Raw genomic sequence first — 12,682 nt, forward strand, 5'->3', positions numbered from 1 at the left:
GAATTAAGGAGGAAAAAGGTTCCGAAAATTCTATGTGAAGAAAATTGGTGCTTTCTTAAAAAAAGACATAAAAAAAAGACGGAGGCGGGTTGACCTCCGTCAGTTAAGAAAACACCTTGGATGAAAGGGTTTCATAAAGATACTATATCAAGGAATTATTTACATATAATTAATTCAATGTTAACGTTTTGTAAACTTTTTAGGTAACGTAATATGAAAGGCTGTTCCTTTTTGATATTCACTTTCCACATCAATCGTACCATGATGCGCTTCCACAATATGCTTCACAATCGCCAGCCCTAAACCTGTGCCACCTGAATTTCGACTTCTGGCTTTATCTACTCGATAGAATCGTTCAAAAATACGCGGTACATCTTCTTTTGGAATTCCAATCCCACTATCCGTAACGGAAATAAGGAAAGAATTCTTCTGGTTCTTTAATTCGAGTTTAATGGTTCCTCCACTTGGCGTATAGTTAATCGCATTCGTCACAAGATTAATAACCACTTGCTTTAAACGGGCTGAATCCCCGTCGATATACCCTTCAGTGTCCACATATTGCTCGATTTCGATGCCTTTATGATTGGCTTGTTGTTCAACTATTGGAATAACATCTTTTACTAATGATTGTACAGAGATATGCTCTATATTTAATGAGAATTCTTCCTTCTCTAACTTCGAGAGCTCTAAAAGATCATGAATAAGCGACTGCAATCGTTCACTCTCTTTCAATATGATCGTAATAAACTGTTCCCTTAGGCCTTCATCTGACATTGCTCCATCAAGTAGCGTTTCTGAAAAACCTCTAATAGACGTAATTGGCGTCTTTAACTCATGTGAGACATTCGCAACGAAGTCTTTACGCATTTGTTCGAGATTCTTTAATTCAGTGATGTCATGGAAAACTAGAACAACACCCTTCCACTGATTGGCCTCATTAAAGATTGGAGCCCCTAATACTTCAAGAAATCTTCGTTCGATCTGGAGGGGAAGTATGAAGGAATGGCGTACTTTATCTTCTGTCATAAATACTTCTTTAACAGCTTTATGAATCTCCGCTTCTTCCACTGCTTCGTAATATAAGTGCCCTAAGTACTTTTGTTCGTTATCGCCAAAATGCTCTAAAAAAGCACGGTTCACAAGATTGATGTACCCTTTCTCATCAATTAACATAAGCCCATTCCCCATGTTATTAATAACGGCTTCTAAACGATCCTTCTGCATCTCCTGCTGCATCGTCATCTCTTGAAGATTGCGCGCTAACACATTGATCGAAGACGTAAGTACAGCTGCCTCTCCATAATTCCCTTCATAGGTTCTGGCTCTGTAATTCCCTCTTGCAAGCTCATCGGCTACATTAGACGCAGAACGGATCGGTTTAATATATTTCTCAAATATATTTCGTCCGAGCGTTGCCATAACCAAAATACCAACCAGGAGAGTAATCCCAATAATTACCCAAATGTTACTGGTGATATGGGTTAAAGAATCAATCTTTAGCACAAGTACAAGTTGCCCATTCAACGCACTATTTTCCGCTTCGAAAGGATAGAAAAACATATGGTCTTTCAAATATCCCTCATGCAAAGGACTAAAGCCTGCTTGCTGAGTATTCATATACGAATCTACCGTGTCGACTTCCCCGGTAGTTAACGATAATACTTGCTTCGTTGTATTTAAAAGAACTTGTCGATTCTCAGAAATAAAAACAAGGCCGATATCAAGCTGCGTACTAAGTTCTTCAAGCGTACTTAAATCTGAGGCATCTTCCACAAATTCAGAAAGATAAACAGCTTCATTCTCAACCCGCTCTTCAATAACATCAACAAAGAAATTCTTCGTGAGTTGAGCCAGGACCAAACCAAGACCTAACATGAGGAGAATTGCTAAAATGGAATACGTTAAAAAAGGTCTTGAATCATACTTGTTACGCATCTTTAGAAGGATCCTCCATCTTGTAACCTAAGCCTCTAATTGTTTTAATATAGACGGGTTTCTTTGTGTCTGGTTCAATCTTCTCTCTTAAGTGACTAATATGAACATCCACAATTCGGGTATCTCCAACAAAATCGTAATTCCAAACAGCGCTTAGTAATTGATCCCTGGATAATACCCTACCTTTATTTTTAGTTAGATAGAGAAGAAGTTCGAATTCCTTAGGAGTCAGTATGAGAGACTCGCCTTTAACCGTCGCCTCATATTGTTCAGGAAAGACTTTTAAGTCAGCAATGTGAATGTTGTCATCTTCTTCGGTAGTTGTTTCACGCATACCAGACCGTCTTAAGATCGCCTTAATACGCGCTACAACTTCACGAGGACTAAACGGTTTTGTTAGGTAGTCGTCTGCTCCGAGTTCTAGCCCTAACACTTTATCAAATTCATCATCCTTAGCGGTTAGCATTAGAATAGGCGTCTGAACTTGCTTCTGTCTAAGTTGCTTACATACTTCCATCCCATCCATTTCGGGGAGCATAACATCTAATACAATAAGATCAAAGAATTGTTCATTAGCTTTCTCTAAGGCCTCAGCACCTGTATAGGCTACTTCCGTTTCAAAGCCTGATTGTTCTATATTATATTTTAACAACGTTACAATCGATTCTTCGTCGTCTACGATTAAAATGTTTTGAGCCATCTCGCATCCACCTCTATTTCTTTTTCTACCTTCATCATACAATGAATCACAGTTTTAATAAAAGCACATTTAGGGAGTTCATACTTTTCTTTACAATAACTTTACAATTATTTAACGGGGGAATTCCCCAGATATCCTCCCCCCATTATGTGGAATTGCATTCGTTAAAACGTTTAGCTGCGACCCTCTATCTAACCTGCCTCCCCCCATAAACATACTTTTTAACAATAATCCCCATTTTTAATGTATATAAAAATCCCTCTATTTTTCATAGAGGGATTTACTTAAGCATTCTTCTTAATAGAAATTTTCCAGTGAGCGAGCTGTCATGGATTCTGGTTCAAAGGCTGGGGTAACGGTTAAGGTACCTGCGATGACCTCTTCGCTGTCTTCGTTTTCTCCGTGCACCTGAAGCTTTACGTTATGTTCGTGTTCATTGACTTCGGTTACTTTGACCGTGATGGTTACTTCTGAATAGTGGTGTAAGGGGGTTGGGTAACGAAGCAGTTGTTCTGTAATATGGCATCCTGGGCCAGGCAAGTGTGAGGAAACCAGGGAAGACACCATTCCGTATAGCATTACCGATGGCACTAAAGGACGCTTATAAGGAGTCTGTGAAGCATAGTCATGTTGAATGTATAACGGATTGGCATCACTTGTTAATCCGAGATAAAGTAAGATATCTTTATCTTCAATGGACATCGTTTCTGTGTACACTTCTCCAACCGTAACTTCTTTTATTTTTTTGCCAAGCTTTCTTCTCTTGCCAAGCATATTCTCCACCTCCAAAAATGTAAGCGTTTTCTTATGTTTGATTAGAAAAGCTGTCCTAATTCGAGGACAGCTTTTCTTGGATTACATTTATTGTACTACTTCCATAACTTTTTTAACAGAGTCAGCAGATTTATCTAACTGAGTTCTTTCATCCTCTGTTAGGTCAAGCTCAATAATTTCTTCAATACCATTTCCACCTAGGATGGTTGGTACGCCAAGATAAATATCTTTGTATCCGTACTCTCCTTCTAAATAAGCAATGGCAGGTAAAACACGACGCTGATCTTTCAAGATCGCCTCAGCCATTTCCGTTAAGGAAGCAGCAGGAGCATAGTAAGCACTACCATTACCAAGTAAGCCTACGATTTCGCCGCCGCCTTTACGAGTACGTTCCACAATTTCTTCTAGACGTTCTGAAGATATAAGCTTCTCAAGTGGAATTCCACCTGCATAGGAATAGCGAATAAGTGGTACCATATCATCTCCGTGCCCACCAAGTACAAAACCTGTAATATCTTTAACAGATAAGTTTAGTTCTTGAGCAATGAAAGTACGGAAACGAGCTGTGTCTAACACGCCACTTTGGCCGATGACACGATGTTTCGGGAAACCAGATTCTTTAAAGACTGAATAGGTCATAGCATCAACAGGGTTTGTTAACACAAGAATCGTCGTTTCCGGAGAATGGCGAACGATTTCCTTTGTAACAGTCTTCATGATTTTTGAGTTCGTAGCGACTAAGTCGTCACGACTCATTCCTGGTTTACGAGCGATTCCAGCGGTAATGATCACAAGATCAGAGCCAGCTGTATCTTCATAGTTCGATGTCCCTTTAATGTCTGCATCAAAACCTTGCACAGGGCTAGCCTCAAGCATATCCAGCGCTTTTCCTTGAGTTGGTTTTTCCATATCGGGCACATCAACAAGCACTACATCCGCAAGCTCTTTTTGCGCAATCATAAGTGCTGTTGTTGCTCCAGTGAAGCCAGCGCCAATAACGGATACTTTTCTTCTTTGAATGGCCATATTAATCCCCTTCCAATCCTAAGATTAGTCCATGTTTTTGATAAGTGCATCACCGAATTCGGAACACTTCACTTCAGTAGCACCATCCATCATACGAGCAAAGTCGTACGTTACGGTCTTATTACCAATTGTTTTATCCATAGCTTTAGTAATAAGGTCTGCTGCTTCTCTCCACTCAAGGTGTTCAAGCATAAGTACACCAGAAAGAATAACAGAAGATGGATTCACTTTATCCATACCCGCGTACTTAGGTGCAGTTCCGTGAGTTGCTTCAAAAATAGCATGGCCTGTTTCAAAGTTAATATTAGCACCAGGAGCAATACCAATTCCACCTACTTGTGCAGCAAGTGCATCAGAAACGTAATCTCCGTTAAGGTTCATTGTCGCAACGACATCAAATTCTTTTGGACGAGTTAAGATTTGTTGTAAGAAGATATCTGCAATCGCATCTTTCACAATCATCTTGCCTTCAGCTTCAGCAGCATCTTGTGCTTTGTTCGCAGCTTCTTTTCCTTCTTTTTCAACGATTTCGTCATACTGTCTCCATGTGAAGACTTTATCACCGAATTCTTGTTCAGCTACTTCATAGCCCCATGCTTTGAAGGCACCTTCAGTAAATTTCATGATGTTTCCTTTGTGAACAAGTGTTACATTGCGGCGACCTTCACGAAGCGCATATTCAATTGCAGAACGTACAAGACGCTTAGTTCCTTCTTCAGAAATCGGTTTTACGCCAATTCCAGACGTTTCAGGGAAACGAATATTATGTACGCCCATTTCGTTTTGTAAGAAGTCGATTACCTTTTTCGCTTCAGGTGTTCCTTTTTGCCACTCAATACCTGCGTAAATGTCTTCTGTGTTCTCACGGAAAATCGCCATATCCGTATCTTGTGGACGCTTAACAGGTGACGGTACACCTTCAAACCAACGTACAGGGCGTAGACAAGTGAAAAGGTCTAACTCCTGACGTAAAGCAACGTTTAATGAACGAATACCTCCGCCAATTGGTGTTGTAAGAGGCCCTTTGATCGCAATTTTGTAATCACGGATTGTATCAAGTGTTTCTTTAGGAAGCCATTCGCCAGTCTTATCGTAAGCTTTTTGACCTGCGTAAACTTCTTTCCATTCGATTGATTTAGTGTCGCCATATGCTTTCTGAACAGCTGCTTCAATTACTTTACTCGCCGCAGCCCAAATATCTGGTCCGATTCCATCCCCTTCAATATATGGAATGATAGCATTATTTGGTACGTTCATTTCGCCATTTTCTACTGTAATTTTTTCAGCTTGTGTCACTGATAACCCCTCCTAAATCATTGCAAATATTCTCACTATAATCATATCATACGAATACTAAAATCAAATAATAAAAAAGTTCAAAAGGGTAGACTTAAGTCGGCCATACCGTTCTCAAAAGCCTCCCTTATGCTAGTTTCATAGATTAACGATTTTCAATTGGTGTATACGTTTGGCCTGTTGGCCCTGTATACTCAGCACGTGGACGGATCAGACGGTTATTGTCATACTGTTCTAAAATATGCGCTAACCAACCAGAAGCACGACTCACAGCAAATAGTGGTGTGAACAAGTCATGGTCGATACCAAGGCTATGGTAAACAGACGCGGAATAGAAATCGACGTTGGCAGGAAGCCCTTTGTGCTCTTTGATATAATCTTCAATTTTCACTGACATGTTATACCACTTCGAATTTCCGGTAAGCTCAGTAAGTTCACGAGACATTTCTTTCAAGTGCTTCGCACGAGGATCCCCGTTCTGATAGACACGGTGCCCCATACCCATAATCTTTTCTTTGTTTTCAAGCTTTTCTTTAATCGCATCGATCGCGCGATCTTCATCGCCAATCTCTGTCAACATTTTCATAACGCGCTCATTCGCCCCACCATGTAGTGGTCCTTTTAACGCCCCGATCGCGGAAGTAATACCACTATAAATATCTGATAAGGTCGCCACGCAAACACGCGCTGTAAAGGTAGAAGCGTTTAACTCATGGTCAGCATGAAGCACAAGTGCTTTATTGACAGCTTCCACTTCAAGATCTTTTGGTTCTTCATCATTAAGCATGTACAAGAAGTTCGCTGCAAAGCTTAAACCTTCTTTTGGTTGAACGGGTTCTTGTCCTCTACGAATACGAGCAAAAGCTGTAACGATTGCTGGCATTTTTGCCTGAATGCGGATCGCTTTACGCTTATTTGCGCTTGCTTCCATCACGTCGGCCTCTTCATCGTTTAACCCTAGAATGGAAACGGCGGTGCGCAACGCTGCCATAGGGTGAACCGATTCCAGATCATATGATTTCAGATGGTCGACCACTGATTGAGGAATCGCCATCTCTCTATTTAACTCACCCTTAAAGTGATCAAGCTCATCCTTTGTAGGTAACTTCTTATTCCAAAGAAGGTAGATCACTTCTTCAAAACTAGAATTTTGAGCTAAATCATCAATGTTGTACCCCACATAGGTGAGTTGGTCATCAATAATAGAACTGATAGAGGATTCCGTTGCAATAATCCCTTCTAAACCTTTTGTAGCTGCCATTGATACTCTCTCCTTTTTTCCCTGTTTTTTCCCCGTATACGTTCCCTATGTAAAATCAAAGAAAACGCTTAACATATTTATTAAAAAATTTTCAGGATATCATCCCCATAAACAATTATAAACAAATATCAGATTTTTGTGAAATGAAACCGTTTAATTTTCTGAAAAAATCTACAACGGATATGGGAATTATTCCTTTAAATCAGGTGATTAAAACATCTATTTTCCTTAAATTTCTTTAACTGTTCACCAACAAAACAAAAAATCCTAATAACATTTTATCTTTTTCTGAATCTATAAAAAAGGAAGTTCTCTGCTTATGAGAACTTCCCTAACCCTTTTTCTTTATTAGAATAATTTAACAATACTATCAACCAACTTCATCGCCATATAAGCTATCCCCGCCCCAATAAGGGGGCCAACGGCAACACCATTAAAGAAAACAACAGCAAGAATGGTTCCAATGATCAAAGCAGTTGTTAATTGTGGGTCGCTTGCTAGCAAGCTTAGTCCATCCCGTGCAACAAAAGCGACAAACATTCCTGCTCCTAAACAAATCCAAGCATAATAAGACTTCACACTTCCGGCGAGTTCTTTAAAACCAATTTCTCCTGTAGCAATAGGAATTAAGACTGAGATCGTGATTATCGTCACACCAATACTCATTCCTTTTGATTCAAAGAACGGGAACACCTTCTCATCTAATTTAAAAAGCTTTAATCCAGCTAACACGTACACAGCAATCATAATAGATTGATTTTTTCCAATGAGTCCTAATAAGAATAATATAAGTAAGAAAATAGTAGACTGTGATATAACCATTTGTTCCCCTCCAACTTTACTTTAAGCAAAAACCATATGTAATCTTATCACACCCCTATTCATTTAAACAAAGCGTTCTATTTGCAGTTCCTTTCACCATTCTATAGAGGAGGAAAGTTAAAGAGATGGATCAAGACCAAGTCTGGCTAATTTTAGCTCGTGTAATAAGAAGTCTATTGGTTGGAATCATTCTGATCTCAGCTATTTATGCGACCTTTTTATTATGGACATACCTTTATCCTTTTATTATTGCTCTATGCATTGCTTATTTAATTAACCCTCTAGTAACGGTATTAGAAAAGCGTCTCCACACCCCAAGAAGCCTGGCTGTCTTTATTGCGATCTTACTCTTACTAGGAGCCATTATCGGGATCATTACTCTCTTAGTAGTGGAACTCATTGACGGCTTTACGTATCTAGGAATGCAGCTACCCGATCATTTTAAAACGTTAATCTCTTACCTTGAAAACCTATTAACGTACCAAATTGTCCCGCTGTATGAACGACTGACTTCCTTTATGAATACCTTAGACGCCTCTCAACAACAAGAAATCATCACTCAGATCCAAAATGTCGGGGCCAATATTGCCCAAAGTGGGGCTGAATTACTTGGGGAAATTCTAAACGCCATCCCTTCTTATCTTAAGAAACTTCCGAACTTCGCGACTGTGTTAATTTTTTCATTGCTTGGCACCTTCTTTATCAGCAAAGACTGGTATAAGCTTGGTAGGAGAATTAAGCAATTCACTCCTTCTAAAGTAGCCGAATCGGGTGTGAATGTTTTTGACGGGCTGCAAAAAGCACTTCTTGGTTTTGTTAAAGCTCAATTCACACTGATTTCCATAACAGCCTTCATTGTTCTCCTTGGATTACTTATCTTACGGGTTGAATACGCTGTAACCATAGCCATTCTAACAGGAGCAGTGGACCTCCTTCCTTATTTGGGGACCGGGTTTGTATTTGTTCCATGGATTGTATACATGTTCTTTACCGGAAACTATTTTCTCACTATTGGACTCTCTATTTTATATACCATCGTAATCATTCAACGACAGATGATGGAGCCTAAAGTGCTTTCATCAAACATTGGATTAGACCCTCTTGCGACGTTAATGGCTTTATTTGTAGGCTTTCAACTCTTTGGATTCCTCGGGCTTATCATTGGTCCAGTTTCGCTCGTCATTATAAATACTCTTCATCAAAGCGGAGTCTTTAAAGAGATATGGGGATACATTATAGGGAAAACAAGTTCTTTATAAAAACAAAGTAATAAAAAAAGTCCAGAATCGAATTCTGGACTTTTTACATAAACTTCTCTTCTATCTTCTAAATATCGTAATCGTTCCATTCTCCATCATGCGCTTGACCGCCTTTTGGAGCGAACGTTTTAATGGCATTCGAGTGATCGGGAGGAGCAGAATGAAACCAATTGCGTCGGTAATAAAACCAGGTGTAAACAACACCACGGCCCCAATTAGGATACAAACCCCGTCAAAGATCTCCTCTTGTGGAACCATACCGCGCTGTACATGATCTCTTGCGCGATTGAGCGTCTCCATTCCTTGCTTCTTAGCTAAAAACGCTCCAAGGATCCCTGTAGCAATAATGAGCAGGATAACCCACCAAGGACCTACAAGGTTTCCGGCCCAAACAAGCACTCCGATCTCAAGTGCCGGGACAACTAAAATAAAAATTAATAACCAACGAAACACAAGAATCTCCCTTTCACATAAACTTTACGTCCATTATACATGAAAACGATTCGTAATCCTAACGTCTCCTCAGAGGTATGTGGCATCGGCCCTTTCCAATTGTCAGGAGGCTTGTGTGCCTATAAAAAAAGACCAAGGGAATAACCCCTGGTCTCTTGTAAAGAGTCTTATAGGACGCTTGCATGACCTTGATAGATGTCACCACGAGCTGAATCAATCGTAATTTCATCACCATCGTTAACAATTGTAGTTGCTTCAGAAACGCCGACAATAACCGGGATTCCAAGGCTAAGACCTACTACAGCAGCATGAGAAGTTAGTCCACCTTCTTGTGTAACAAGACCGCTTGCTTTTTCAATCGCAGGCATCATTTCTTTATCCGTACCGATTGTAACAAGGATGTCTCCTTCTTCTACTTTACTGTTTGCTTCTTCAGCCGTTTTGGCAATAACTGCTTTACCGAAAGCAGATTTCTTACCAATGCCTTGTCCTTTTGCTACAACGTCCCCTACTACGTGTACTTTCATAAGGTTTGTTGTACCACTTTCACCTACAGGAACACCAGCAGTAATGATTACGCGGTCACCGCGGTTGAATGCGCCAGTCTTAAGTCCATTTTCAATTGCTTTTGTAAGCATATCGTCTGTAGACTCAGAGCGTTCTCCTAATACAGCATGAACACCCCATACAAGGGATAGCATGCGTTGTACGCGCTCATCAGAAGTAACAGCTACAAGTGGAGCCTTCGGACGGTATTTTGAAATCATCTTAGCTGTATAGCCGCTTTCTGTTGGAGTTAAGATAGAAGCTACGTCTAGGTTCATCGCTGTATGAGTAACAGATTGGCTAATAGCATCTGTAATCGTCATATCACTCGTACGAGAAAGGTTGCTTAGGATCATTTGATGATCAAGGGCAGACTCTGCACGCAATGCAATGTTGTTCATAGTTGTTACAGCTTCTACAGGGTAGCTACCTGCAGCCGTTTCACCACTAAGCATGATGGCATCCGTTCCATCAAAAATGGCGTTTGCAACGTCACTTGCTTCGGCACGTGTAGGACGTGGGTTACGCTGCATAGAATCAAGCATTTGTGTTGCTGTAATAACTGGTTTACCAGCTTGATTACATTGACGGATTAATTCCTTCTGTACAAGAGGTACCTCTTCAGCCGGGATTTCTACACCAAGGTCACCACGTGCCACCATTAGGCCGTCACTTACTTCTAAAATTTCTTTAATATTGTCAACGCCCTCTTGGTTTTCAATCTTTGGAATGATTTGAATGTGAGTAGCGTCATGTTTCTCTAACAATTCACGAATTTCAAGGACATCAGAAGCGCGACGAACGAAGGAAGCAGCGATGAAGTCTACACCTTGCTCAATACCGAAGATGATGTCAGCAGCATCTTTATCCGTGATTCCAGGTAGGTTTACGCTCACGTTCGGAACGTTAACACCTTTTTTGTTTTTAAGCGGTCCTGAGTTTAGGACACGAGTACGGATTTCGTTTTGTTCTTTTAGTACTTCAATTACTTCTAATTCAACTAATCCGTCGTCTAGAAGAATTTTTCCTCCAACGTGAACATCGTTGATTAGTCCCGGATACGTTACAGCGAAGCGATTCTCGTCACCTTCAAGTTCTTCATCCATAGATACATTAATTTCAGAACCCTTTTCAAGGTAGATCTCGCCTTCTTTAAGTTTACCAGTACGGATTTCTGGTCCTTTTGTATCTAAAAGGATGGCTACCGTATTACCTGTTTGTTTGGCAGCTTGGCGAATATTTTGGATGCGTGCACCGTGCTCGTCAAAATCTCCGTGAGAGAAGTTCAGGCGAGCAACGTTCATGCCCGATTCCATTAGTTCCGTTAATTGCTCAACGTTCTCAGACGCTGGTCCAATCGTACATACAATCTTTGTTTTCTTTTTCATTGTAATGATCCTCCTCAAAAGTCTTCATTTTATCATTCAAACTGAGATCGTTCCCACAGTCCTGAGGATAGTTTATATAGATAATTCCTGAGATAGCTTATACATGTCTAAGTCAAGTTCATGCTTCGTATTTAAAGCTTCAATAATGTCATGATCAACTAGTTTATTGTTCTGGATCCCAACCATACGTCCAGCTTTTCCTTCGATAAGAAGGTCCACAGCTTTAGCACCTAAACGACTAGCTAATACACGATCGTAAGCAGTTGGAGAACCACCACGTTGTGTGTGCCCAAGAACTGTTACTCTTGTTTCAAGGTCTGTTGCATCTTTAATGCGCTGTCCATAATCAAATCCTGAACCAACACCTTCTGCTACCAGGATAATACTATGTTTCTTGCCACGTTCATGGCCACGTTTTAAACGCTCGACAATATCCTCAAAGTTATCATTCACCTCTGGGATAATGATACTTTCAGCTCCATCTGCTAATCCAGCCCAAAGGGCGATGTCTCCAGCATCTCTTCCCATTACTTCAATCACATAAGTACGCTCATGTGAGGTTGCTGTATCACGAATTTTATCAATCGCCTCAATTACAGTGTTCAAGGCTGTATCAAAACCAATCGTAAAATCAGTAGCAGGAATATCATTATCAATGGTTCCAGGTACACCAATACATGGGTAACCAGCTTCTGTCAGCTTCTTAGCTCCCATAAATGAACCATCGCCACCGATTACAACTAAACCTTCGATGCCGTGTTTCTTTAACTGATCAATTCCCTTTTGACGGCCTTCTGGTGTTTTGAAATCATCACAGCGAGCGGTATAAAGCATCGTACCCCCACGTTGAATAATATCACCTACAGAACCTAGTTCCATTTTCTCGATGTTACCGTCAATTAAACCTTGGTATCCATAGTAAATTCCATAAACTTCGATACCGTGGTAGATGCTTTTACGAACGACTGAACGAATCGCAGCGTTCATTCCTGGCGCATCTCCTCCACTAGTTAACACACCTATTTTTTTCATTGCGATCACCTCGTTAAACGATCAATGTTTTTTTAAATCATTGAATGTAGTAAGTATGATTCATATATTGTCGAAACGTGTGTAGCTTTCTCCCTATTCAAAGATACTGCTAAACCTATCGTTTGACAACCATAAACCTATCTTGATTAAAAGTTTCAACAACAGGAATCTTCTGAAAACAGTATTCCCA

11 protein-coding genes are annotated in these 12,682 nt (G+C 40.3%); 1 reads left to right on the forward strand and 10 read right to left on the reverse strand.

The genetic code is table 11. From position 1 onward, the window contains the following. Positions 1 to 180: 180 nt before the first annotated feature. The 7 genes from pnpS to LQ226_RS08770 all read right to left on the reverse strand — a co-directional run bounded on the left by pnpS (position 181) and on the right by LQ226_RS08770 (position 7,814). Positions 181 to 1,935, reverse strand: coding sequence for a two-component system histidine kinase PnpS (gene pnpS, locus LQ226_RS08740; RefSeq protein ID WP_231417433.1), 1,755 nt, complete (start codon positions 1,933 to 1,935; stop codon positions 181 to 183). After that, positions 1,928 to 2,635 carry a response regulator transcription factor gene (locus LQ226_RS08745; RefSeq protein WP_231417434.1) on the reverse strand — a complete coding sequence of 236 codons (708 nt, stop codon included), beginning with the start codon at positions 2,633 to 2,635 and terminating at the stop codon, positions 1,928 to 1,930. The genes pnpS and LQ226_RS08745 overlap by 8 nt, the downstream gene beginning before the upstream one ends. Before the next feature lie 297 nt (positions 2,636 to 2,932). Beyond that, a complete protein-coding gene (locus tag LQ226_RS08750) occupies positions 2,933 to 3,409 on the reverse strand; it encodes a MaoC family dehydratase (protein WP_231417435.1) in 477 nt (158 codons plus the stop codon). 87 nt (positions 3,410 to 3,496) lie between these two features. Next, a complete protein-coding gene (gene mdh / locus LQ226_RS08755; protein ID WP_231417436.1) occupies positions 3,497 to 4,435 on the reverse strand; it encodes a malate dehydrogenase in 939 nt (312 codons plus the stop codon). A 24-nt stretch (positions 4,436 to 4,459) separates the two neighbouring features. Beyond that, complete coding sequence (icd, locus tag LQ226_RS08760; RefSeq protein WP_231417437.1) at positions 4,460 to 5,731, reverse strand: NADP-dependent isocitrate dehydrogenase; 1,272 nt, start codon at positions 5,729 to 5,731, stop codon at positions 4,460 to 4,462. Between the two features lie 145 nt (positions 5,732 to 5,876). Then, a complete protein-coding gene (citZ, locus tag LQ226_RS08765; protein ID WP_231417438.1) occupies positions 5,877 to 6,992 on the reverse strand; it encodes a citrate synthase in 1,116 nt (371 codons plus the stop codon). Between the two features lie 348 nt (positions 6,993 to 7,340). After that, positions 7,341 to 7,814 (reverse strand): DUF441 domain-containing protein, encoded by a 474-nt coding sequence (locus LQ226_RS08770; protein ID WP_231417439.1) that lies wholly within the window; start codon positions 7,812 to 7,814, stop codon positions 7,341 to 7,343. Positions 7,815 to 7,939: 125 nt separating this feature from the next. Between LQ226_RS08770 and ytvI the strand changes: the two genes are divergently transcribed. Continuing rightward, positions 7,940 to 9,073 (forward strand): sporulation integral membrane protein YtvI, encoded by a 1,134-nt coding sequence (ytvI, locus tag LQ226_RS08775; RefSeq protein WP_231417440.1) that lies wholly within the window; start codon positions 7,940 to 7,942, stop codon positions 9,071 to 9,073. A gap of 60 nt (positions 9,074 to 9,133) precedes the next feature. Here ytvI and LQ226_RS08780 read toward each other — a convergent pair whose 3' ends face one another. The 3 genes from LQ226_RS08780 to pfkA all read right to left on the reverse strand — a co-directional run bounded on the left by LQ226_RS08780 (position 9,134) and on the right by pfkA (position 12,492). Then, positions 9,134 to 9,526 carry an FxsA family protein gene (locus tag LQ226_RS08780; protein ID WP_231417441.1) on the reverse strand — a complete coding sequence of 131 codons (393 nt, stop codon included), beginning with the start codon at positions 9,524 to 9,526 and terminating at the stop codon, positions 9,134 to 9,136. A 167-nt stretch (positions 9,527 to 9,693) separates the two neighbouring features. Then, positions 9,694 to 11,460, reverse strand: coding sequence for a pyruvate kinase (gene pyk / locus LQ226_RS08785; RefSeq protein ID WP_231417442.1), 1,767 nt, complete (start codon positions 11,458 to 11,460; stop codon positions 9,694 to 9,696). 72 nt (positions 11,461 to 11,532) lie between these two features. Continuing rightward, positions 11,533 to 12,492 carry a 6-phosphofructokinase gene (gene pfkA / locus LQ226_RS08790; protein WP_231417443.1) on the reverse strand — a complete coding sequence of 320 codons (960 nt, stop codon included), beginning with the start codon at positions 12,490 to 12,492 and terminating at the stop codon, positions 11,533 to 11,535. Between the last annotated feature and the right edge of the window lie 190 nt (positions 12,493 to 12,682).

This window comes from Pontibacillus sp. HN14, from assembly GCF_021129245.1.
Taxonomy (GTDB): domain Bacteria; phylum Bacillota; class Bacilli; order Bacillales; family BH030062; genus Pontibacillus.

Excerpts from the sequence above, each read along its gene's own strand:
- LQ226_RS08750 (WP_231417435.1), bottom strand. The coding sequence starts at position 3,409 with ATGCTTGGCAAGAGAAGAAAGCTTGGCAAAAAAATAAAAGAAGTTACG.
- LQ226_RS08770 (WP_231417439.1), bottom strand. The coding sequence starts at position 7,814 with ATGGTTATATCACAGTCTACTATTTTCTTACTTATATTATTCTTATTA.
- pnpS (WP_231417433.1), bottom strand. The coding sequence starts at position 1,935 with ATGCGTAACAAGTATGATTCAAGACCTTTTTTAACGTATTCCATTTTA.
- mdh (WP_231417436.1), bottom strand. The coding sequence starts at position 4,435 with ATGGCCATTCAAAGAAGAAAAGTATCCGTTATTGGCGCTGGCTTCACT.
- ytvI (WP_231417440.1), top strand. The coding sequence starts at position 7,940 with ATGGATCAAGACCAAGTCTGGCTAATTTTAGCTCGTGTAATAAGAAGT.
- LQ226_RS08745 (WP_231417434.1), bottom strand. The coding sequence starts at position 2,635 with ATGGCTCAAAACATTTTAATCGTAGACGACGAAGAATCGATTGTAACG.
- pfkA (WP_231417443.1), bottom strand. The coding sequence starts at position 12,492 with ATGAAAAAAATAGGTGTGTTAACTAGTGGAGGAGATGCGCCAGGAATG.
- pyk (WP_231417442.1), bottom strand. The coding sequence starts at position 11,460 with ATGAAAAAGAAAACAAAGATTGTATGTACGATTGGACCAGCGTCTGAG.
- citZ (WP_231417438.1), bottom strand. The coding sequence starts at position 6,992 with ATGGCAGCTACAAAAGGTTTAGAAGGGATTATTGCAACGGAATCCTCT.